The following is a 22,222-nucleotide window of genomic DNA, read 5'->3' as shown; positions in this document are numbered from 1 at the left end:
AGGCATTTGCCTGGCTTTTTGTGTATTAAATTTGGGGTTTTATCTGAAAAGGCTTTCAATGTCGGAGTAAAGTCTTGCTTCTTTAACCAAAGTTTTTCTTTCTTTGTCTGCTTCTGCAATTTTTGAAATTAACTTGTCTTCCACAATCATTAGTTGTTCAGTCATTCCCTTATTTTGGAAAGTTACCAATTGTATATCTAATTTATAACCTTCCCAACTATACGACTTTACGTCTTTGTCGTCTATTTCATATTTGTGTTTGTTGGGTTTTCCGTATCTTTTAGTAAGGTTTTTTAATAGTTCACCTTTATTTTTTTCTTCAGCAAATAATTTGAAGTTTATTTTATAAAGTTGATTTTGGTAAAAGCATAAATAGGGTTCTTCCTCTAAAAGAGAACCAAAAACCGAGTTTATAGATTTATCACTCATTTTGTAATCAGAGCAACTATTGCTGGTATTTATATGTTCAAGGTTTTTAAATTCCAATTTTGATAAGGAGATTGGATTTTCATATAAATCATCAGGATTTCCATACGATTTTTTTTCAAGGAGGTAATTTTGTTCCTCCTCCTCACTAATTTGATTTGTAAAAACACTCAGTGGAGATTGAGCCGAGGGACTTCCAAGGTTTAAATAATCCTCGTCCTGGGCCAGAATGTTACTACTGATAAAAATAAAAGAAATTAAGTATATAAATTTCATATAGCATGTTTGTTAGTTTAGAAACTTTATATACAAGAATAAATCCTTAATGTTGACCTATGATTTTTTAAATATCTTGAGGTGATGGCGAGGTTTATCGGAAAAGCGAGATAAATAGAAAAAATAATTGATAAGTTTCTATATTATTACTTGTAAATAAAATTATAATTTTCCACTAATTCTTTGTGGATTTAACAATTAAATAGGCAAGCCTGTAAAAAACCAGCTAATGTTATAAAAATATTACATAAGATTTCTTTGTAATGAAAACCTGATTCACAAATAATTATACCCTATAATAAATGTTAAAAGCTAAATTAATTTCAATTTTAAATTCCCACATAAATGGAAATATGTCTTTTCATACCCATAATTTTTCATAGGTGGAAAATTCATTTGAATATTTATTTCATATATTTTCTTTTACTGTTAAATTATCCTTCCCTAAATATAAATTTTCCGATTTCATTTTTAATTGAAATTTAAAATGAAAAAAAGATTATATTTTGGTGTAAAATATAGGTGAGTTTTAAATTTTAGGATTAGCTTTTTTAAGCTATCTTGCATAAATCAATAATAAAAATCTGAATGAGCCAGGAAGTAATAAGAACAAAGGAAATATCAAAGGTGTATAGAATGGGAAGTGAAACTATTCATGCCTTGAAATCTATATCCATAACAATAAATCAAGGGGAGTATGTCGCCTTTATGGGCCCATCAGGTTCGGGAAAATCTACATTAATGAATATTGTAGGTTGCTTGGATACTCCTACAGGCGGAAGTTATCATCTTGCAGGAAAGGATGTGAGTAATATGACTGAAAATGAATTGGCTGAAATTAGGAATAAAGAAATAGGATTTGTATTTCAAACATTTAATTTGTTACCGAGATCAACTTCATTGGAAAATGTGGCACTACCTTTAGTATATGCAGGGTTTAAAAAATCAGAAAGAGAAGAGAAGGCTATGCAGGCTTTGGTAAATGTAGGGTTAGGGGAAAGGGCTGGACATAAACCAAATGAACTTTCAGGAGGGCAGAGGCAAAGGGTTGCTATTGCAAGGGCTCTTGTGAATAATCCTAGTATTATATTAGCCGATGAGCCAACAGGAAACCTTGATTCAAAAACATCTTACGAAATTATGGATTTGTTTGAGGAGCTCTATAGTAAAGGGAACACTATTATTATGGTAACTCATGAGGACGATATTGCAGAGTATGCTCACCGAATTGTGAGGTTGCGTGATGGTCTCATCGAAACGGATAAGATAAATGAAAATGTAAGGGAAATTAGACCAGTGTAAACAATTCTTTTCTAATCTTGAAATTGGTTAAAAATTATTTTAGCTGGAATCAAACATTAAATACTCAGCTTATCTATTCAAATAAAAAACCTACATTTAAATACTTCTAAGTACAAACCCTCTATATGGCCTTTCCTTCCTGGTGTGTAATAGATGCTAATCTTAGTATAATATAATTTTTTAGGCGAAATATTATAATTTAAGCATAAACTGATCGAGTTTTGTTGATCTTACCACCTTTGAATGATCAATTTCCCAAATGATGGTGAATGATTATCCCTTCAAAAAGTTTTAATTACTCAAAAAAAATTGCGTCTACAATTTTTCATTCAATAAATGTTAACAATTCCAGTTAGTTAGTAAAGCCAGACCAAAAGGGTGGGTGAAATTTTTTGAACTGTTGGAACTATTCAAAAAAAGAGGATATGATAACTAACATTCAGGAATATGATAAAAAATTTACTGTATTTGTAACAAAATTTATTTTTAGAATGAAAAGTATTAAAATTTTTCTGGTATTTTTTGCCGTGGTTTTTTTTACGGGTCAAGAGACTTTTGCACAAAGATATGGTTCTAGTAAGCAATATTGGAGCGTAGGAGCATCACTTAATCTTCTGAATTATTTTGGTGATTTAGTACCTCAGACTGGTATGATGAGTACTGACTTTAGTAAATCAGGGTTAGGACTTGGTATAGTAGCTAACAGGAAATTAAATTCGATGGTTTCGGCCAGATTCGGATTGTCCTATGGGGCAATTAAAGGTGATGATTTTGCAAGTGATTTTTCTGATACTCAAAATGGTGGATATGGAAGATATAAAAGGAATTTACACTTTAGAAATAGGCTAATTGAGTTAAATGGAGGAATTGTAATAGACTTTTTTAAGAATAATAGCTATTACTATAAAAGGACTAGTATTCCTACACCATATGTTACTTTAGGGTTATCTGCTTTATATAGCAATCCTCAAGCTGTGACACCAGAGAGTTTTGGAGGTACCTGGGTGAATCTTCAACCATTACAGACTGAAGGTAAAGCGTATTCAAAAATGGCCTTAGCTATTCCATTTGGAGGAGGAGTGAAATTTAAGGCTAGTTCTAATATCGATATTGCTGTAGAGGTTGGTTTAAGATATGCTTTAACAGATTATTTGGACGATGTTAGTGATTCTTATCCTACTAATATGTCAGATATGAGTGATTTGGCAAAAGCAATGTCAAATAGAAGTACTGAAACAAAAGCCATGATGACTGGGGGAATTAGAGATACTGGTGCTGTTTCTACGGCTCCTATAGAATCAAAAGCTGGTAAGGGTAGAGGTGGTTCAGCTAATGATATGTATCTGGTAACAAGTTTCAGTGTGAATTATATCATTGGGTCAAGCAGATATGCTTCCAAGTATAGAAGAAGATAATAAAAGTTTTTACATTTGTTATTAATTACCCAGTTCGATTTATTTGAGCTGGGTAAAATTTTTTAATCTTATTTCAATTTTTGATGAAAAAGTTTTTACTCCTTTTCATTGTCTTGCCTTCACTTTCAATTCTTTGTTATTCCCAAAGTGCCAATATTCCCCTAAACCAGGATTATTATCATTTAATTGACCGGTATGAGATTAAGCAAAAAAGATTTTCCAAATCTTTTGAAACTGCAATTAAACCTTTCAATAGGAAAGGAGTAGCCGTATTTTTAGATTCTTTACCAGTTGAAGTTTTTAATAATGGAAGTTCTTCAGATAAATTCAACCTAGAATACCTATTAAATGATAATTGGGATTGGACCACAAATGAGAATAATGAGAGTAAAAAGCGATTCTTAAAAGCTTTATACAAAAAAAAATCAGACTTTTATGCAGTCGATGAAAAAGATTTTAATCTTCATGTGAACCCAGTTATCTATGTATCAATGGGTTCCGACAAGGATTTAGATAAATTAACCTATACTAATACAAGAGGAGTGGACATAAGAGGAAGTATTGGTAAGAAGCTTGGGTTCTATACTTTTTTGGCGGATAATCAGATTAGATTTCCAAGTTATGTCAATAATGAAATTAGTAAAAGAGGGGCTATTCCTGGTGAAGGTTTTTGGAAACCTTTTGGGGAAAATGAAACGGATTTTTTTACTGCTCGGGGTTATATTCAATTTAGTGCAATTAAGGATATTATCGGTATCCAATTTGGTCATGATAAAAATTTTATTGGGAATGGCTATAGGTCTTTGGTATTGTCGGACTATTCCAATAATTACTTATTCCTGAAGCTTAATACTAGAATTTGGAAGATTAATTACACGAATATCTTTTCAAGTATGATGGCGGCAGGCCAAAGAGCTGATAATGGTCCACAGCAGCCATTTCCCAAAAAATATAATGCTTTTCACCGGCTTGGAATAAATATTACCGATAACTTTAATATTGGACTTTTCGAAAATGTAACTTTTGGGGTCCAGGATTCCCTGGGAAATCAATTTGATGTAAATTACCTCAATCCAATAATTTTTTACAGAGCTGTGGAACATGATACAGGCGATTATGGAAATGCCTTTGTTGGATTAGACTATAAGTGGAATTTATGGCACTCCATACAATGGTATGGGCAATTTGTATTGGATGAATTAATTGTAAGTGAATTATTTTCAAATAGTGGATGGTGGGGAAATAAGTTTGGAGTTCAAACTGGAATAAAATATATCGATGTTGCCAAAATTAAAAACCTGGACTTGCAGGCTGAACTTAATCTGGTAAGACCATACACGTTTACTCATTATGGTGATGAAAAATATTCCAATTACCAGCATTATGACCAGGCTCTGGCACATCCCCTTGGAGCAAATTTTTATGAATTAATTGGAATAATAAGGTATCAACCTTTTCCCAAACTAAGCCTTACGGCTAAAGGGATTTATGTAAAGATTGGAAAAGATAGGCAAGGTGAAAATTGGGGCCATAACATTTTCCTTAACTACGATACAAGAATGCAAGAATATAATAATAAGATTGGACAGGGTCTAGATACCAGAATACTATTTGTTGATTTTACCCTTTCTTATCAATTCAAACACAATTTCTTTATTGATTTGAAAAACGTAATAAGAAAAGAAACCATAAATGAAGAGCCAGGTTTAAATACTAATACAAATTTTATTAATATGTCTTTAAGGTGGAACATTGCTCAAAGACTGAATGAGTTTTAGTAAAAGTTTATATCATTTATCTAAAACTTCGTATTTTGAAGCATTGCTAATGTATTCAGGAACCATCATCTTCATATTTTCAACTATTTTTAAATCATTACCTGACTCCAAAGATTTTATTAAAAGATTAATTTCTTCATAAACTTTTTCAAAAACAGTTTCCTGAACTACCCCAACCATAATTTTAGGATTATTGGTTTTAATAGTATTTTCCGAATTATTCAACAATTCCTCATAAAGTTTTTCCCCTGCTCTTAGGCCGGTAAAACTAATATGAATATTTTTTCCAACTTCTAAACCATAGAGTTTCACCATCTTTTTGGCAAGGTCAACTATTTTAATTGGCTGACCCATATCAAAAAGATAAATTTCTCCTCCAGATCCCATTGCTCCAGCTTCTAGAACTAGTTGGCATGCCTCTGGAATTGTCATGAAATATCGGGTAATATCTGGATGAGTAATAGTGATAGGACCTCCCGCTTCAATTTGTTTTTTAAATCTTGGTACAACAGATCCATTTGATCCCAACACGTTCCCAAATCTTGTTGTAATAAATTTGGTTTGAGGATTTTTTTCAAAGAAATTTAATGATTGACAGTAAAGTTCTGCTATTCTCTTACTGGCACCCATCACATTAGTCGGGTTCACAGCCTTATCAGTTGAAATCATCACAAACTTCTTTACCCCATATTTTACCGCAAGATTAGCCATATTTTTTACACCGACTACATTAGTTTTAATGGCCTCCTGTGGATGATATTCCATCATTGGAACATGCTTATAAGCGGCTGCATGGAAAACATAATCGGGTTTATACAGCTCGAATATATGAGTAAGTTTCTTTAAATCCCTCACATCTGATATAAGAGGAATACTTGTTTCAGATGTTTCTAATTCCTGAATTTCCAAATGTAAATCCACAAGAGGAGATTCAGCCTGATCAAGCATTAATAGTTTTTGGGGATGAAATTGAAGGACCTGCCTCACTATTTCACTACCTATAGATCCGGCAGCACCTGTAATTAAAACGACTTTATTATTTAATTCGGAGGAGATTTTAGAAAAGTCGAGTTTAATGGGATCTCTATGTAATAAATCTTCAATATTAATTTTTCGGATTGCATTTGTGTTCAGGTTATTATGTAGCCATTTTTCAACAGGAGGGACGATCATTGGCATAATATCTAAGCTTAGACATAAATCCACGATTTCCTGCTTCCTAAGTTGGGAAATTTTCTGAATAGCGATAATTGCCTTGCTAATTTTCCGCTTTTGAACAACATCTTTGAAACTATTTTCAATATTAAATATTGGAATACCTTCTAGTAATTGCCTTTCCAAACCTGGATTATCGTCAAAAAAAGCTACTACGTTCATTTTTGTATTTGAATCTGAATCGAGAGCTCTTTTAGTAAGATGACCGCCTTGCCCTGCGCCAATGATCACAATATTTTCAGTTAATTTCACATCTCTTTCTTTCCTGATATGCCTGTAAACAATGCGCATGAAAAATCGATAGGAAATTAAAATAAAAAGGCAAAGGAGATAATCAATGACTAGAATTGATTTTCGGAAAAAGAAATAATTCCCAAATGTTTCAAAGTCAAAAGTTAGGATAAAGAGAAAAGCAGAACTAGCAGAAACAGCCATAAAAACGCGCATAGCATCCTGCTCCCCAGTAAACCGGATGATACCGGAATAAGTTTTGAAAACCTTGAAGGATATCAATCGGGTAATTGCGATTACCATTAAAGTTTGGGGAAGTAAGGAGGTTTCCACCATTTCAAATTTAAAATTAATTCTTAATGAAATAGCCAATGCATAGGAAAAGCAGGCAAATAATACATCAAAAGTTAAAATTAAAATCCTTGTTGTGTAGGCAGAGGAAAAATATCTGTTAAGGTTCATTTAGGTAAAATTCAAAGACGACTTAAACGCTGAATCAGAAACAATTAGGCAAGTAATTCCAAAAAAAATTTTGAGTTTGATCGAAAAAATGTTAGTTAGTCGTTTAATACCTTAATTATAGCGAATAGAATTAATATTCGCAAAGTAATATAAAAATAATACAATATCCTAGGTGAACTTGTTATAATGTAATTTAAAAGTGATTTTTCATCATTTTTGGTTTAGTTACAACCACAACCCCCACCTGATTTACCTCCATTTGCTCCTGAAGCCCCTTCTCTGTAGCTCTCAAAGCTTAATTCGTAATTTTCAACCCCTCTAGTTTTTAGTTCCATATCCTCGTCATTCAAATACATTTTTTGGTAGGATGCCACAGAAACGCAACTAAAATTCCAGGAAATAAAAAAAATAAATATTAAAATATTTAAAAAAAATGATTTTTGGAAGATGAAAAAGGATTTATCCATGAATCGGTTTGTAATTTTTGGTGCAATGTAGGATTATTTTGGTAAATTCAAAAAAAATGAATATTAGGGTCATAAACATTTTATTAATTTTTCTGTTTCGCTTTTTAAATTAACCTGATAGACTATATAATCTTATGAAAACAGCCATTTTTTTCTTTCTTATTTTCCCATTCATAACTTCCATGGACAAATCTATTTATGACTTTGAGTTCACCACAATAGATGGTGAAAAAAAATCTTTTGCAGAATTTAAAGGCAAACACATTTTGATTGTGAATACGGCAAGCAAATGTGGCTATACAAAACAATATGAAAACCTCCAAAATCTGTATAAGACCTATAATTCTAAATTAGTAATTATTGGCTTTCCCGCGAATAATTTTGGGGGGCAGGAACCAGGGAGTAATTCAGAAATTAAATCTTTTTGTAAGAAAAATTATGGAGTTTCTTTTTTAATGTCTGAAAAAGTTTCTGTCAAAGGGGATGATATTGAGCCGCTGTTTGAGTGGCTGATTGCACAGGAAAATCCCAGCTTTACCGGAGATATTAACTGGAACTTTGAAAAATTCCTTTTTGATGATGAAGGAAAGTTAGTTGCTCGTTTTAGAAGTAAAACCAAACCTGATGATCCGGAGCTTACTGCTTTAATTCAATAAAATCAAAAGGATGGTTGTTATGGGTTACTGCTATCCATTTTATGCAGTTTCCCTTTCCTGAATCTTTTCAGAAGACTTGCTGTAATATTTAAAAAATTAGTTTCTGTGATTAAGCCTACCAGTTTCCCATTATTAATCACAGGTAAGCAACCTATTTTATGCTCCATCATAATGTCCATGGCTTCAACAATTGTTTGCTCTGGCCGGATTGTGATGGGGTTTTTTAGCATTATTTCCCCTAGTCTTTTTACAGTTTTATTTGTTTTACTTTGATTGTTATTAGAGAAATATCGCAATAACTCTCTATGGGTCACCAGACCAATTAATTCACCCTTGTCATTTTCTATGGGCAGATACCTCAATTGTTGCCAGTCCATCATATCGGCACTAAGTTCCGGAATGTCATCTTTATTCACAGTAAAAAGGTCTGTAGTCATAAACTCTTCTACCAAAAAATGACTTGGAGCCCATTCTATAATGTCTTCGATATTAGCTAGCCCTAATTCATGAATTGGATTGGTTTTTTTTTGATTTTTAACCATTGCTGCCACAAGTGCTGTAGTGACCTCCTCACGAGAATTGGTTTTAATCAGTTTGGCGTAAGATTCTAAAGTCCATCTGGCTCCAGTCCTGCTTTTTTCATTCCTTTCCTGAATAATATCCAGGTATTTATCTATGTCGGTTTTGTCTACATTATTTTTCTTTAAACCTTCTCTTGCAATTGGAAGTAGCTCTTTTTCAATTAATTCAGTGTCTGTAATGATTTTTTGATCAACCCAATAAAACTTAGAACCAAGCCCGGATCTGGCAGCCTTTAGGAAATTGGATTTGGCTTCATCAAAATCCATCCTTTGGGTAATATTTTTGTAGATGTCTTCAAATCCTGTCATCAGGCCAATCCAGAAGGCAGAATTTGCTATTTCATCTACTACTGAAGGTCCTGCAGGAAGTATTCGGTTTTCTATTCTCAAGTGTGGTTTCCCATTCGCACTAATCCCATAACAGGGCCTGTTCCATCTGTATACAGTTGAATTATGTATATTCAGAGCGGTTAATTTAGGCGTTTTTTTCTGTGCAAGACATTCAAATACATCTTCATTTACATCTGTCATCAGGAGAATTTTAAATCTTACAATATCTTCCTTGTACAGATCCAGGATGGAGTTCTTAAGCCAGGAATTTCCAAAAGTCACCCTGGGGCTTGTGTACCTTAAATGTTCTCCGGTTACTCTTGTATCCACTGATTGCTGGAAAAGCGCAATTCTTGTTTCGTTCCATAGTCTTTTTCCAAATAAAATAGGTGAATTTGAACTAATGGCGAGTACAGGTGCAGCAATTACCTGTGCTATGTTATATTTGTTTACAAATTCATCAGGCCTTACCTGAAGGTGTACCTGAAAGCTGGTATTGCAAGCTTCTAAAAGTGCTGATTTATGCTTGATATTTAATTCATCGATTCCCTCAATTTTCAATTCGTATATTCCCCGAAGAGATTCGATAGCCTCTATTAATGCATAATACCGATCAATAGGAGTAAGGTTTTCAATTTCTAAATCAAACTTTCTGATGGTGGGTAAAATGCCGGTTAATACCGGTGTGATGTCAAATTCCTGGGTAGTCTTGGCAAGGAGATCAATCAATAACTGGGTTTCGGCATGGAGAGCGGAAAAACAGGATCCTTTTAAAGGAACTGGACTTAGGTTAGCTTCAATATTAAATCTGGCAAGTTCAGTTGTAAAGTTTTTATGATTAAGCTTTTTGAGAATTTCCATTGCCATGGGAGCTGGCTTGAAATTATCATCTACCAGGCAAATTTCCTGTTCTGCACCAATTTTCATTTCGTCCACTTCAAACCAATCCTCCTCCAGCATTTGTTCCAATGCTTTTACATCCGACAAAAGATTTTTGGTAAAAGAGTTTAACTCTTCCTGAGTTTTGGCAATTCTAACCCCTTTGCTACCCATAGTTTTATTGGTTTTGGTGATGGTAGTTGGTAGTGCGCAATATTTTTCTTCAACATCAGCATAAATTTAAACGGTCTTTAATGATACATTAAATTATCCTTTTTTTAAAGAAAAATTTGGTTAATAGTTATTTGAAATAGAGTTGTTGGGATAATTGGGCGATTGATAAATCCAATTAACAGATAGCTTTTTCAATTCAAGTTTAACAAAATTAGGCTTTTAATTGCTTTAGCTTTTTGTGCATCACAAAAAACCAAATAGGGGGAATGGTGGAAAGCAGCATCATGCCCGGATAACCCGTAGGCATCTGTGGGCTTTTTACATGATGTCTCAAAATCTGATATTTTCTACTGGCGTTAAAATGATGATCAGAATGTCTGGATAATTCGAATAACAGTAACCTTCCAATAATATGATTGGAATTCCAGGAATGAATTGGCAAAACCCGTTCATAATGGTCCTCATTTATCTTATTTCTGGTAAGTCCGTAATGTTCAATATAATTAATTGTTTCCAGTAAAAAACCTCCCATAAACGCAGCTCCAACGAACGCCAGTAGGGGAGTAAGCCCAAAAATCAAATAAATAATTACCAGAAAAGTTATTTTAATAAGGTGATATTGCAACATTTCATTACCCAGACTATATGCTTTTAATCCTTTTCTTGTTAATCGTTCATTTTCCAGTTTCCAGGCAGAAAGATAACCGAATATGGCTGAAGAAAACCAAAATTGGTAAAGGGTCTGTCCGTATTGTGCAGAGGCAGGGTCTTCGGGTGTAGATACTTTTTTATGATGCCCCCGGTTGTGTTCAATAAAAAACTGCATATAAAGAGACGTTAACAATAACGCTTTTGCCAAAAATTGTTCAAATTTTGATTTCCTGTGTCCAAGTTCATGGGCTACATTTATTCCAAAATTCCCACATAGGAATCCCATTGCAGTAATTCTCCCAACCATTTCCCACCGTTTCAATCCTGGTTCACTTATTTGGAAAAGAAAAAATATTAAAAACAGGTATTGAATCGGAACTATGATGTATAGCATCCAGTCATAAACCGGATCTTCTTTTAAAATTGCTTCTTCCGCCTTTTCTAGGTTTTTTGCAACTGGTTTGAATAATAATTCTATTAATGGAATTAAGGCGAAAATATAAAGGAATGGAATAAATGTAAGCCATCCACGGGAAGTGAAAGAGATAAAAACCGTTAAGGGAACAGTGAGAATGGACAGGTATTTTAACGCACTAATTTTGGATTTCATTAATTTTCATATTTAATAAAAATGGATAAAAATTAGCTTTTAAGGCAGCTAATTTTTCTTCTTTATATTTGCGGCTTGTAAGCCGATAACAGTACAATTTAAAAAATGTGTTTGTTAAAATCAAACTATTTTATTTGTAATAGTTTAGTTTTATGGGAAGAAAAGCAATTGATAGAAAAAGGAAAAAAAACAGAGAGAAAATTCAGGATTGGAGGGAAATACTTTTTCCCTATTTCCAGGAGCATGGCCTGAAAGGGATAACCATGGATAAACTGGCAGAAGTGCTCAACAAAAGCAAAGCTACCGTTTATGCTTATTTCAAAACCAAAGAAGAATTATTGGATTTTATCATTTCTGAACGTTTAACAGAGATCAGAAAGTTTGAAGGAATTTTGGAAAACCGCCAATTCTCCTTCCTCGAGCGCTATCATCTTTGTTTGGAACATCTCGCCAAAAGTATTTCAGGAATTAGCAATTTATTTTTATCTGAGCTAAAAGAATTACATCCCACCTTATGGCAAAATGTGGAAGATTTTTTAGATGAATCAACTTTAATTTTAGAAAGGTTTTATAAAGAGGGAATTCAGGAGGGGGAATTTAAAAATATCAATCCCTACATTTTGGTAATGAGTGATAAAATGTTTTTTAGAACACTAACCGATCCAGCGTTTTTGGAAACTTCAGGTCTTTCCCTTCAGGAAGCCTTCGAGCAATATCTGCAATTGAAGTTTTTTGGTTTGGTAAAATAGATTACCAGCCCCGATATAGCGGGGGGCGGATATTATTCATCCTTAAATAAATAATACATTGTCCCCTGTGATGGCTCATATGGTCCCGCATAAGGTAAAATATCCTTTCTTTATTCATAATTTCCCCGGCAAATTTTACTGGAGCCCTCGATTCTTTATCCTGTATTGCCATGGCTGTTTGCAGCACATAATCGAAGGCATCCTCCAGTAGTTTTTCAATTTCCTCTTTTGTTTTCCCCTCCAAATCATCGTCCTTCAAGGGGTTTACCTCTCCTTTTACATAGGTGGAATTTAACCAGTAAAGATTTTTTACCAAATGAGTCATTTGCTGGCTAAATGAGAGCATTTCTGGTTTTGGTCGATAATTGTAATATTCTTCAGGCATAGCTTCTGCCACTTCCAGTGTGTATTCCATAGCCCTTTGCCACATAGGTACATACTGCCTGGAGAAATAATCATCTCGCTGGCCATAAGCTAATTGGGAAGCTATAAAAAATATAAATATCAGAAAGAGACGCATGTAAAAGTATTTTTTGCCCTAAGTTTCCAAGCAAAAAGGCTTAACTATTTTTTTAGGGAAATTGATCTTTAAATATAAGGAAAGATTTATTGGAAGAGCAAGAAGGCAGGAGAAAATGAAATGGAATTATACAGGTTGTTTGCTTCCCTAATTCAAACCGGAAAAAGGGCGAAATGCTTAAACCGTTTGCTGTTTTATTTCAATTTCCAGAAAAGGTTAAGCTGGATTTGAGTCATTAATTTCTGAAAAGAACCTTCCAAATCTGATCTTCATGTGTTATTCGCCAGGTAAGAAAATTAATAATGCTAGAGTCTAAAATATTTTAGTTGAATTTACCAAGGCTGAGGTTTATTTAACTACCTGCCAATTTAAAACAATTGTATCAATCCTTGCATTTAAATACCAGGATTGGTTTACTTTGGTGAATAAGAAATTATTTAATTTCAATTATGAACCAAAACCTGGCTGATGGCCTGAATTTTTTATCTAAAATCACTTTTAAAAGAAGTATCAATGCCTTTAAAATTCTTTCCAGTTTTTACTTATCTCAGTGGACTGGAAAAAACTTGCATAGGGGTAATCCCATGAGTATTTCCTTTGAACCAACTACCTCCTGTAATCTGAGATGTCCTGAGTGTCCCAGTGGTTTGCGGGCATTTACCCGACCAACAGGCATGCTTCAGGATGAGTTATTCAAAAAAACAATTGATGAATTATCTTCCTCTTTGCTGTACCTCATTTTTTATTTTCAGGGAGAACCATATTTGCATCCAAAGTTTTTGGATTTGGTAAAATATGCTGCGAAACGTAAAATCTATACTGCTACCTCTACCAATGCACATTATCTAAGAGATGAAATGGCCAGAAAAACAGTGGAATCAGGTCTGGACAGATTAATCATTTCCATTGATGGGACAACTCAGGAAACCTATGAATCCTATAGAGTTGGGGGGAATTTGGAAAAGGTAATTGAAGGAACAAAAAACATTGTAAAATGGAAGAAAAAGTTAAAGTCCAGGACTCCCCATGTGGTTTTCCAGTTTTTGGTGGTAAAACCTAATGAACACCAAATTGATGAGGTTTATAAATTAGCCAAAGAGCTTGAAGTAGATGAAGTAGGATTGAAAACTGCTCAAATCTACGATTATGAAAATGGTTCTCCTCTTATTCCTTCAATCGAAAAATACTCCCGCTATAAAAAGCTGAAAGATGGAACTTTTAAAATAAAAAATAAACTCATCTCAGGATGCTGGAAAATGTGGCATTCTTGTGTGATTACCTGGGATGGGAAAGTAGTGCCGTGTTGTTTTGACAAGGATGCCGAGTTTAAATTAGGAGATATGCAAAAAAGTTCTTTCCACCAGCTTTGGCGAAGTAAAAAATATAACCAATTTCGCAGTACCTTGTTAAAGTCCCGAAAAGAAATCGAAATGTGTAAAAATTGCTCAGAAGGCACTAAAGTCTGGGCATAATTAAAGGGTCTTTTTCAACTTTAATTAAACCAATATTATCAACAGCAATGAAAGTCTTATTTCTTACCCATTATACAAAACTATATGGAGCAAACCGCTCTTTAATCAATCTGATTGAAGGACTGAGAGCATTTGATGTAGAAGGGATAGTTCTAAGCCCCGGAAAAGGCGATTTAACTGAAGAATTAAAGGAAAAGCAGATTCCATTTAAAATAGCCTCATTTCATACAGAATTGTATTATATGCGTGGATTTTCCCGGCTCAAGGGATTTCAAAGGCACATTCTAAATAAACTGGCATATCCGAAAATTAAGCAGATTATTAAGGAAATAAATCCCAATATTATACATACCAATACTTCCGGGCTGCATATAGGTTGTCATATTGCCTATGAATTAAGTATTCCTCATATCTGGCATATTCGGGAATTTGGGGAGTTGGATTACAGGCAAAAATTTAATCTGGGAAGAAAAAATTATTTGAAATGGATAAACCGGTCTGATGGCATTATTGCCATTTCGGAAGCCATTAAAAATGTAGCACTTGCCGATGTAAATCATAGGGTTGAAGTAATTTATAATGGAACGGTATTTAAATCGAAAATTCCTCCAATTAAGAGGGATAATAAAACAGAAAGAGACGGTACCAATTTTGGAATAATTGGTTCCCTACAACCAGAAAAAGGGCAGGAAACAGCCATTCTTGCTTTTCAGAAAATTCAGAAAGAATTTCCATTTTCCAAATTGAAAATTTTTGGGGATAGTGCCGTTGGTTATGATGTTTATTTAAAAGATTTGGTAGAAGAACTCCATATTGAAAATAGCGTGGAATTTAAAGGGTATGTACCTAAACCAAGTGCGATTTATGATGAAGTAGATATAGTGTTGATGTGCTCAAAAAATGAAGGCATGGGCAGGGTGACGGTAGAAGCCATGAGTTATGGCAAGCCGGTGATTGGATTTAGGGGAGGGGCCACTCCGGAGTTAATTGAAGATGGGATCAATGGCTTTTTATTTGAATCTGAAACAGAACTTTATGCCATGATGAAAAAGTTTATGAACAATCCTGGTCTGATTACTTCAATGGGCGAAAATGGTCAGAAATCTGCATTGTCCAGGTTTACCATAGAAGATTACAGCAAACAAGTTTATGAGTATTATTTGTCTGTAATTGCAGCAAAAACTTCCTGATCGCTTCTAATAGAGCTGATTTCTCAAAATCCTTCTGATGGTCTGAATGGTAGCTTTAGTAATTTTTCCATTATACTTTTTCCTCACCTGGTCAATGGTTAGCCCGGCTTCCAGGTCTTCTACCACAAATGCCCACTTGATTAGAAAGTCTGAATTAGGAGTTTTGTATTGCAAAATTTTCCGAACGGTCTGAATAGTGGTTTTGCTGATTTCCCCATTCATGGATTCAAAAATTTCATTGGTACTAAGACCCAGTTTTATTTCTTCCACAATTCTGGAATAATCCCTCAGGTATTTTTCATTGGCTTCCATTACCTGTAATTGTGGATTATTAATAAACCTGATTTGTGGGTAAGGCTTTCCTTTCCTGGTTTTTTCCAGTGCAAAATTCCGGAAAATATTATCGCAAATTTCAAGATCATCTTTGGTGAGTTGAAACCATTCTCCTTTTATTCTTTTGTGCTGAAAAACCACATGGAGGTTTTGTTCCAATTCATCCATGTTTTCAGCATGATACTGACGAATAACCTTAAAATCGGAAGGCATATGGGTTTTGTAGGCGGCAATTCTTTCAATAAGGTTTTTAGTCTTCCCAATTTTGTATAGTTTCTTGGTAGTTTTAAGGATATAAACGCATTTTCCAATTCGGATTTGGTCCATTGCAATAATTGCCTTTTTTAGTAGGGTTGTCGATTATTTAGTTTTTGATGAATCTGGAATAAACAAACTTCATTACAGAATTACAAATTTAAAGAAAAAAGCTGCCAGAAAGCCAATAAATCCATCATCAATGCCAAACCTACATGGACTATTATTCCTCCAAAAACACTCCGGGAATAGTAGGAAATAACGCCTAATACATAGCCGCCAAACATAGAACCAATACACTCGGGTAGGGGTTTGGTAAAATGTAAAAGGCCGTAAACGGTTACCATTACCCAAACCGAATTTTCCTTTAAGTAAGGAGAAAGGCTGTAGATAATAAATCCTCTGTAAAAAATTTCCAATGCGATGAATTGCAAAATGTAGGTGAATTCGAAAACTCCGACTGTAAGGATAGGGGAAATGTTTAAATAGGCTTCAGCCATACCCATTTTATAAAGTGGGTAAGTTTTGATGAATGCGGGCTGAAATGATGCCCAAAATAAAATAGGAACCATAATTAACAGCATTATCAAATATGGACGAGCTTTAAACCCTTTAAATGTTAAGCCATAAAAACTGGTATTTTCTGACTTTCCCCTAATAAACCAATACAAAGCAGGAATGGCCAAATAAAAAAATGATACATGCAAATTGTAGCCTATTCTATTGAAGAAATGATGAATTTCTGTGGGTAAAAGCAAAAGGAATTCTTTATAAAAAAAAGTATATTGATTGAAAAAAAGTCCAAGAATAATCAGGAAAGAGAGTATATAAAAACCAGGGGATTTCCAGGAAAAATGGGGTTTGAAAAACTGCTTTACCAGAAAAATAGTGAAAATAAAAGGGATAGAATAAAACAGCATTCCCCAAAGCAGCCGGAAGTTTTCCCCGGGAAAAGTGATTTTTATACCATAGCAATATTTAATAAAAATAAGGGTCGCCATAAAAATGGCCCAGATGGAAAAAAACTTCCAATTGAAAGATGCCTGTATATGTTTTTTAAGGTAATCAAAAATGGTGATCATCGCTGAAAAGTTCTGAAAAGGCTGTTGATTTTCAGATGAATTACACCAAAAAAGGCTTCCGTAAAAATTTTATTCGACATTTTCGACTGTCCCTTGGTTCTATCAGTAAAGATGATAGGCACCTCCTTTATTTTGAACTTATATTTCCAGATTTTAAATTTCATTTCAATCTGGAAGGCATAGCCTACAAACCTGATTTTATCCAGATCAATGGTTTGGAGCACTTCTTTTTTATAGCATTTAAAACCCGCGGTAGCATCGGAAATCGGCATTCCGGTGATGAATTTCACGTACTTACTGGCAAAATAAGACATAATTACCCTGCCCATTGGCCAGTTCACTACATTTACCCCGGTAACATATCTGGAGCCTATGGCAAGATCATAACCTTCTTTTGAACAAGCTTCAAACAATGGTATGAGGTCATTTGGATTGTGGGAAAAATCGGCATCCATCTCAAAGATGTAATTATAACCCAACTCCAACGCGTATTTAAAGCCACGGATATAGGCCGTGCCCAGACCAAGTTTTCCCTTTCTTTCAATTAGGTGAATTTTACCTGTGTGTTTGTTTTGCAATTCCTTTACCTTATCTGCGGTGCCATCAGGCGAACCATCATCAACAATAAGAATATGGGGATGGATAGAAAGATCCAGAATCCTGAGGATAATGGCTTCTATATTCTCAATTTCATTGTAAGTAGGGATAATTACGACCTGGTTGCTCAAAGTTAATCAGTATAAGTAAATAGTATAATTGCTTTAGGTAAATTTCTACCAGAAAAGGATTTCAATCTCCTGCTGGTAAAATTGATTTCTTTATAAAAAAGCCTTTTGGCTTTAAAAATATTAATTTTCTTCTTCAATTGTTCTTAAATCCACAGGAACTACTGTAGAAACTCCCTGTTCCACCATTGTTACCCCGTAAATTACGTCAGTACTGGCCATAGTTCGCTTATTATGCGTAACTACAATGAACTGTGAATTCGTTGAGAATTTCTTAATGATATTATTGAACTTGTCAATATTGGCATCATCAAGTGGTGCATCTACTTCATCGAAAATACAAAAAGGAGCTGGTTTCAACAGGTAAATGGAAAAAAGCAATGCCGTTGCCGTAAGTGTTTTTTCCCCACCAGAAAGCTGGTTGATTGTTAAAGGTTTTTTCCCCTTCGGCCTTGCGATTATCTCTATTTTGGAATTTAAAGGATCATCCTGATCCACAAGAATTAGATCACAATTGTCTTCAGCCGTGAATAAAGACCGGAATACCTCAATGAAATTCTCCCTGATTTGGGTAAAGGCATTCATAAAGTTTTCTTTAGCGACTGTATCAATCTCTTCAATAGTTGTTTTCAGAGATTCAATGGCTTCCAGCAAATCCTTTTTTTGTTCTACTATGAAAACATGCCTTTCTTTTATTTCATTGAATGCATCAATCGCCATATGGTTGATCGCACCCATTTTTTCCATTTTGGTTTTAATGCGCTCAACCTCCTGTCTTAAATGTTCTTCCGAAAGTTCGATCACATCATTACTTTCCCGAAGCAATTGTTCAATGTCTACCTCAAACTCAATAGACATCCTCTCCTTTACTGAAGAAATACCCATTCTGATGTTATTGACTTTTTCTTTCATTTCCATCAGCAGTGTATCGGAGGTTTCCCGGCTCCGTTGCACCTCCCTTATTTCTTTTTCTACTTCGGAAATAATTCCTCTGGCATTGTAATAATCTTTTTCTGCTTCATTTACACCTGCTTCTATACTTTCCTTTTCTTCGTAAAGCTCAATAAGCTGTTGCTCATGCTGCCCGGAGGATTCCTGCACCTGTAAAATTTCCTTTTCGGTATGCTTGAGTTCTTCCTGATTATTTTCAATCCTGGCTTTTCCTCTTTCAAAAGAAGTTTGCTTATAGCCAATTTCCTTTTCTATGCTATCCAGTTTATTGGATTGCTGGTGGAAAAGAATGTTTTGTTGATTAAAAGCAGCCGATTTATTGGCCAGCAATTCATTTTGCTCTTCTAAATCTTCATTAATGATTTCCTGCCTTTCCTCTATTGTTTTTAAAACCTCTTCTTCCTCCGCTACTTTAGGTGTATTTTCTTCAATGGTTTCAGAAAGCTGGGCGATTTTTTCCAGGATAGTTTCTTTTTTATTTTCCTTGTCCTGGAGCAGGTCAACAAATTGTTCCTTTTTGGTTTTTATGGTTACATACTCCTGGTTAATCAGGTTGATTTCTTTTTGTAAGTCCTGAATTTCCTCACCAGCCAATTCTTCCTTCAGGCTGGCAATATCTTCCTGGTGTTGCTCAATTACCTTTTCCAGTTCCTTATTTTTAACCTGAAGCTGTTTGATTTCCACAGCAAGTTTATCCAGGTTTTTAGCCCTACCAATTTTCTTCCCTTCAAATAGTCCTACTGACCCACCGGAAATACTATACTTTCTTTTGATGGTTTTCCCATTCTGCGTAATGAAAATCAGCTCGTCATCTTTTGGTGGATCGTCCTGATTTTTAGTGACGATATATACATTTTCCAGAATATAATTGACCAGGGAGCGGTATTTCTCGTCATATTCCACAATTTCAATGGCTGGAATCGCATCCTCAAATTGCTTTTGTGGTTTGGTGTGGTAATCTTTGAATTTATCCAAAAGCAGGAAATTCCCCTTCCCCTTTGCAGAATCACTCAAAAGATTGACGGCCTCCATGGCATGACCTTCATTATCCAGAATATAATAATTGAGGTAAGGCTCCAGGTAATTTTCCACAGAAACCCTGTATTTTTCATCACAGGTAATAATATCGGAAAGAAGTGGTGCATCTTTTCCCCAGGAAGTGCCTTTTTTCAAAAACTTAATGGCCTGAGGATAACCCTCCAGGTTGTCCACCATGGATTTGGTAAGGTTGAACTCATTTTGCCGGGCATCCAGTTGACGGGAAGACTTGGCAAATTCCTCTTTCAGGGACTGCAGAGAAGCTTCGGAGGATTTTATTTTCCTTTCCAATTCTTCCTGCTTGGCTTTCATGGCAGAAAGTTTTTCTGTCTTTTCCTTGAGTTCGGATTCGAGTTCAACGATCTTTTTATCAAACTCTTCCAGGTTGGCTGTTTTCTCCGAAGAATCATAACTTTCTCGTTCCAGTTCCTGCCTTAGCGTAGCCTGTTGTACCAGGCTGATTTCCAAAGTTTTTTTAAGTTGATAAAGCGTATTTTGACGGGCTTTAATTTGGATATTAATTTCCTGAGATTCCTGCTTTAATCCTTCCGTACTTACTTTTTGTGTTTCATATTCCTTTTTCAGATTCTCCAGCACAAATTCGGTTTCCCGCAGCATTTTATCCAGTTGCTGTTGCTCTTTTTCCAGGCTTTCCAGACTGAATTTTGCCCTTTCGCTACTTTTGGTATCTTCTGTAAGTTGCTCTTGCAAAGTAGTAGCCCGCTGACTCAGGAATTTCAGCCGTTCATTTTTTATTTTTTTATCGCTTTCAAATTGCCGGATACCATGCACATGAGTATTCAAAGTTTTTTGCCTGGTAGTTAATAATTGTTCCTTTTTTACCAGATCAGCTTTTTCCTTTTCAAGTTTGGCATCGAATTCAGCCACCTGTTTCTGAAGCGATATTTTTTTATCGTTTTCTGCCTCTATCCTTTTTTCAAGATTTTTTAAATCCGTTACCTGGGTACTTACCGATTTTCGGGCGAGTTCTATACTTAATCTGCGATACTCTTCTTTGATTTTGAGATACTGAGTGGCTTGCCTGGCTTGTCGTTCCAGACTTCTCATATTTTTTTCAATCTCAAAAAGCAGGTCTTCCACCCGCTCTAAATCGGCTGAAGTCTCTTCCAGTTTTTTAAAAGTTTCCTTTTTCCTTTTTTTGAATTTGGAAATCCCGGCAGCTTCTTCAAACAAATTTCTCCTCGACTGGTTCGTGTCATTCAGAATTTCATCCACCATTTTCAACTCAATAATGGCATAGCTGTCGGACCCAATTCCAGTGTCCAAGAAAAGTGTTTGTATATCTTTAAGCCTGCAGACTACACCATTCAGCAAATATTCGCTATCGCCCGATCGGTAATACCTCCGGGAAATCATAACTTCCGAATATTCGGTAGGAAGCAGGTTTTTAGTATTTTTAAAAGTGAGTGTCACTTCAGCCATCTGTTGGGCCCTGCGATTTTTGGTACCATTAAAAATCACATTTTCCATCTTCTCCGATCTTAGTGCTTTGGTACTTTGCTCGCCCAATACCCATCGGATTGCGTCCACTACATTGGATTTACCACTTCCGTTGGGGCCAACTACTGCTGTAATTCCCTCATCGAAGTTGAAAACAACTTTATCGCCAAAACTTTTAAATCCTTTTATTTCTAATTTCTGTAGTAACATGTTGAAAATGATACTTTTTTAAAGAGTGGTTGAAACCCTCGTGACCCTTAAACTTATCCACTCCACTAGTTTAAGTTTGGAACTTAAGCCAGAAGAGTATTTCATGGCTAAAATATAAACAAGCACTAAGGACAGACCCGCAAAAATAAAATTATTTATTAGATTTGTTTACTGATTTTTTAATTCTGATTCTATGGAACAAATTTTTGAGATTTTAGCCTCTATGGCAGGCCTCATTATCTACTGGCTGCTTACCACCAGAAAAAACAAACAGAAAAAGGTAAAAAGAAAACCAGAAGAGGTAAATGCTCCGGAAAGGAGGAGGGAAAGAGAATTTGAACCCATGGAGGAAGAATTTCCCGAAATTGATTATGAAGAGGAACAAAGAGAACCAGAACCCGAACCATATTCCAGTTTTGAAGAAATTCTTCAAGAGTTTACCCAGCCCAGAAGAAAAAGAATCCCCACTCCTGAACCCGTAGAGGAACCTAAAGATTTCAGGAATGAGATGGAAGAAATTAAAAGGAAACAAAGGGAGTTTAAGGAAAAAGAAGAACTGGCAAGGCAAAGTATAAAAAAATACGGACAGGGATTCCGGCTCGAAGATGATGATGAACATACCAATATTTTAACTTCCCCACCCAAGCACAGGTTCGATAAGTTTAAAATAAGAAAAAGGAAAAGAGCCAAGATTGTGGAAATGCTGCAAGATCCTGAGGGAATAAGAAATGCTTTTATTGCCAAAGAAGTGTTTGACAGAAAATATTTTGATTATTAATTGAT

General features: G+C 34.8%; 18 protein-coding genes. 8 read left to right on the top strand and 10 right to left on the bottom strand.

Features of this window, described 5'->3' with window-relative positions:
- Positions 1-39: 39 nt before the first annotated feature.
- On the bottom strand, positions 40-702 hold the full coding sequence (locus A3EM_RS0102860; protein ID WP_020526656.1) for a hypothetical protein: 663 nt from the start codon (positions 700-702) through the stop codon (positions 40-42).
- 588 nt (positions 703-1,290) lie between these two features.
- Here A3EM_RS0102860 and A3EM_RS0102855 point away from each other — a divergent pair.
- The 3 genes from A3EM_RS0102855 (at position 1,291) to A3EM_RS0102845 (ending at position 5,197) form a co-directional block, all read left to right on the top strand.
- On the top strand, positions 1,291-2,004 hold the full coding sequence (locus A3EM_RS0102855; RefSeq protein ID WP_020526655.1) for an ABC transporter ATP-binding protein: 714 nt from the start codon (positions 1,291-1,293) through the stop codon (positions 2,002-2,004).
- A gap of 491 nt (positions 2,005-2,495) precedes the next feature.
- Positions 2,496-3,419, top strand: a complete 924-nt coding sequence (locus tag A3EM_RS0102850) for a DUF6089 family protein (RefSeq protein WP_157637712.1) — start codon at positions 2,496-2,498, stop codon at positions 3,417-3,419.
- An 83-nt stretch (positions 3,420-3,502) separates the two neighbouring features.
- On the top strand, positions 3,503-5,197 hold the full coding sequence (locus A3EM_RS0102845) for a hypothetical protein (protein WP_020526653.1): 1,695 nt from the start codon (positions 3,503-3,505) through the stop codon (positions 5,195-5,197).
- A gap of 12 nt (positions 5,198-5,209) precedes the next feature.
- Here A3EM_RS0102845 and A3EM_RS0102840 read toward each other — a convergent pair whose 3' ends face one another.
- Both A3EM_RS0102840 and A3EM_RS41345 read right to left on the bottom strand, forming a co-directional pair.
- The gene (locus A3EM_RS0102840; RefSeq protein WP_020526652.1) at positions 5,210-7,105 is read right to left on the bottom strand and encodes a polysaccharide biosynthesis protein; all 1,896 of its coding nucleotides are present in this window, start codon (positions 7,103-7,105) and stop codon (positions 5,210-5,212) included.
- Positions 7,106-7,326: 221 nt separating this feature from the next.
- Entirely contained in the window at positions 7,327-7,572 is a 246-nt protein-coding gene (locus A3EM_RS41345) for a DUF4266 domain-containing protein (protein WP_020526651.1), read from the bottom strand.
- Positions 7,573-7,706: 134 nt separating this feature from the next.
- On the opposite strand from A3EM_RS41345, the gene A3EM_RS0102830 reads away from it, so the two are divergent.
- Entirely contained in the window at positions 7,707-8,228 is a 522-nt protein-coding gene (locus A3EM_RS0102830) for a glutathione peroxidase (protein ID WP_020526650.1), read from the top strand.
- 17 nt (positions 8,229-8,245) lie between these two features.
- Here the strand turns inward: A3EM_RS0102830 and A3EM_RS0102825 are convergent, their stop codons facing one another.
- Both A3EM_RS0102825 and A3EM_RS0102820 read right to left on the bottom strand, forming a co-directional pair.
- Positions 8,246-10,192, bottom strand: coding sequence for a CBS domain-containing protein (locus tag A3EM_RS0102825; protein ID WP_020526649.1), 1,947 nt, complete (start codon positions 10,190-10,192; stop codon positions 8,246-8,248).
- Between the two features lie 211 nt (positions 10,193-10,403).
- Positions 10,404-11,453 (bottom strand): alkane 1-monooxygenase, encoded by a 1,050-nt coding sequence (locus tag A3EM_RS0102820; RefSeq protein ID WP_020526648.1) that lies wholly within the window; start codon positions 11,451-11,453, stop codon positions 10,404-10,406.
- 152 nt (positions 11,454-11,605) lie between these two features.
- On the opposite strand from A3EM_RS0102820, the gene A3EM_RS0102810 reads away from it, so the two are divergent.
- Positions 11,606-12,202 carry a TetR/AcrR family transcriptional regulator gene (locus A3EM_RS0102810; protein WP_020526646.1) on the top strand — a complete coding sequence of 199 codons (597 nt, stop codon included), beginning with the start codon at positions 11,606-11,608 and terminating at the stop codon, positions 12,200-12,202.
- Position 12,203: 1 nt separating this feature from the next.
- On the opposite strand, the gene A3EM_RS0102805 is transcribed toward A3EM_RS0102810, so the two are convergent.
- Positions 12,204-12,722, bottom strand: a complete 519-nt coding sequence (locus A3EM_RS0102805; RefSeq protein WP_020526645.1) for a DinB family protein — start codon at positions 12,720-12,722, stop codon at positions 12,204-12,206.
- A gap of 449 nt (positions 12,723-13,171) precedes the next feature.
- Here A3EM_RS0102805 and A3EM_RS0102800 point away from each other — a divergent pair, with 449 nt between their 5' ends.
- Both A3EM_RS0102800 and A3EM_RS0102795 read left to right on the top strand, forming a co-directional pair.
- A complete protein-coding gene (locus tag A3EM_RS0102800) occupies positions 13,172-14,194 on the top strand; it encodes a radical SAM/SPASM domain-containing protein (protein WP_020526644.1) in 1,023 nt (340 codons plus the stop codon).
- A 47-nt stretch (positions 14,195-14,241) separates the two neighbouring features.
- Positions 14,242-15,384, top strand: coding sequence for a glycosyltransferase family 4 protein (locus tag A3EM_RS0102795; protein WP_020526643.1), 1,143 nt, complete (start codon positions 14,242-14,244; stop codon positions 15,382-15,384).
- Between the two features lie 6 nt (positions 15,385-15,390).
- Here the strand turns inward: A3EM_RS0102795 and A3EM_RS0102790 are convergent, their stop codons facing one another.
- The 4 genes from A3EM_RS0102790 to smc form a co-directional block, all read right to left on the bottom strand.
- Positions 15,391-16,044 carry a GIY-YIG nuclease family protein gene (locus tag A3EM_RS0102790; RefSeq protein ID WP_020526642.1) on the bottom strand — a complete coding sequence of 218 codons (654 nt, stop codon included), beginning with the start codon at positions 16,042-16,044 and terminating at the stop codon, positions 15,391-15,393.
- Positions 16,045-16,124: 80 nt separating this feature from the next.
- The gene (locus A3EM_RS45460) at positions 16,125-17,054 is read right to left on the bottom strand and encodes a CPBP family glutamic-type intramembrane protease (RefSeq protein WP_020526641.1); all 930 of its coding nucleotides are present in this window, start codon (positions 17,052-17,054) and stop codon (positions 16,125-16,127) included.
- The gene (locus A3EM_RS0102780; protein ID WP_020526640.1) at positions 17,051-17,782 is read right to left on the bottom strand and encodes a polyprenol monophosphomannose synthase; all 732 of its coding nucleotides are present in this window, start codon (positions 17,780-17,782) and stop codon (positions 17,051-17,053) included. Before A3EM_RS0102780 ends, A3EM_RS45460 begins: the two co-directional genes overlap by 4 nt.
- Before the next feature lie 120 nt (positions 17,783-17,902).
- Positions 17,903-21,439: a chromosome segregation protein SMC gene (gene smc, locus A3EM_RS0102770; protein ID WP_020526638.1), complete on the bottom strand. Its 3,537-nt coding sequence runs from the start codon at positions 21,437-21,439 to the stop codon at positions 17,903-17,905.
- A gap of 193 nt (positions 21,440-21,632) precedes the next feature.
- Here smc and A3EM_RS0102765 point away from each other — a divergent pair, with 193 nt between their 5' ends.
- Entirely contained in the window at positions 21,633-22,217 is a 585-nt protein-coding gene (locus A3EM_RS0102765) for a hypothetical protein (RefSeq protein ID WP_020526637.1), read from the top strand.
- The last annotated feature ends 5 nt before the right edge of the window (positions 22,218-22,222 follow it).

The organism is Flexithrix dorotheae DSM 6795, from assembly GCF_000379765.1.
Lineage (GTDB): Bacteria > Bacteroidota > Bacteroidia > Cytophagales > Flammeovirgaceae > Flexithrix > Flexithrix dorotheae.
Note: the sequence above shows the minus strand (reverse complement) of the source record. Positions and strands in the feature narration are given on the sequence as shown.

What these genes read in the sequence shown, in the direction of transcription:
- A3EM_RS0102860 (WP_020526656.1), bottom strand. Translation starts at nt 702, where the DNA reads ATGAAATTTATATACTTAATTTCTTTTATTTTTATCAGTAGTAACATT.
- A3EM_RS0102855 (WP_020526655.1), top strand. Translation starts at nt 1,291, where the DNA reads ATGAGCCAGGAAGTAATAAGAACAAAGGAAATATCAAAGGTGTATAGA.
- A3EM_RS0102850 (WP_157637712.1), top strand. Translation starts at nt 2,496, where the DNA reads ATGAAAAGTATTAAAATTTTTCTGGTATTTTTTGCCGTGGTTTTTTTT.
- A3EM_RS0102845 (WP_020526653.1), top strand. Translation starts at nt 3,503, where the DNA reads ATGAAAAAGTTTTTACTCCTTTTCATTGTCTTGCCTTCACTTTCAATT.
- A3EM_RS0102840 (WP_020526652.1), bottom strand. Translation starts at nt 7,105, where the DNA reads ATGAACCTTAACAGATATTTTTCCTCTGCCTACACAACAAGGATTTTA.
- A3EM_RS41345 (WP_020526651.1), bottom strand. Translation starts at nt 7,572, where the DNA reads ATGGATAAATCCTTTTTCATCTTCCAAAAATCATTTTTTTTAAATATT.
- A3EM_RS0102830 (WP_020526650.1), top strand. Translation starts at nt 7,707, where the DNA reads ATGAAAACAGCCATTTTTTTCTTTCTTATTTTCCCATTCATAACTTCC.
- A3EM_RS0102825 (WP_020526649.1), bottom strand. Translation starts at nt 10,192, where the DNA reads ATGGGTAGCAAAGGGGTTAGAATTGCCAAAACTCAGGAAGAGTTAAAC.
- A3EM_RS0102820 (WP_020526648.1), bottom strand. Translation starts at nt 11,453, where the DNA reads ATGAAATCCAAAATTAGTGCGTTAAAATACCTGTCCATTCTCACTGTT.
- A3EM_RS0102810 (WP_020526646.1), top strand. Translation starts at nt 11,606, where the DNA reads ATGGGAAGAAAAGCAATTGATAGAAAAAGGAAAAAAAACAGAGAGAAA.
- A3EM_RS0102805 (WP_020526645.1), bottom strand. Translation starts at nt 12,722, where the DNA reads ATGCGTCTCTTTCTGATATTTATATTTTTTATAGCTTCCCAATTAGCT.
- A3EM_RS0102800 (WP_020526644.1), top strand. Translation starts at nt 13,172, where the DNA reads ATGAACCAAAACCTGGCTGATGGCCTGAATTTTTTATCTAAAATCACT.
- A3EM_RS0102795 (WP_020526643.1), top strand. Translation starts at nt 14,242, where the DNA reads ATGAAAGTCTTATTTCTTACCCATTATACAAAACTATATGGAGCAAAC.
- A3EM_RS0102790 (WP_020526642.1), bottom strand. Translation starts at nt 16,044, where the DNA reads ATGGACCAAATCCGAATTGGAAAATGCGTTTATATCCTTAAAACTACC.
- A3EM_RS45460 (WP_020526641.1), bottom strand. Translation starts at nt 17,054, where the DNA reads ATGATCACCATTTTTGATTACCTTAAAAAACATATACAGGCATCTTTC.
- smc (WP_020526638.1), bottom strand. Translation starts at nt 21,439, where the DNA reads ATGTTACTACAGAAATTAGAAATAAAAGGATTTAAAAGTTTTGGCGAT.
- A3EM_RS0102765 (WP_020526637.1), top strand. Translation starts at nt 21,633, where the DNA reads ATGGAACAAATTTTTGAGATTTTAGCCTCTATGGCAGGCCTCATTATC.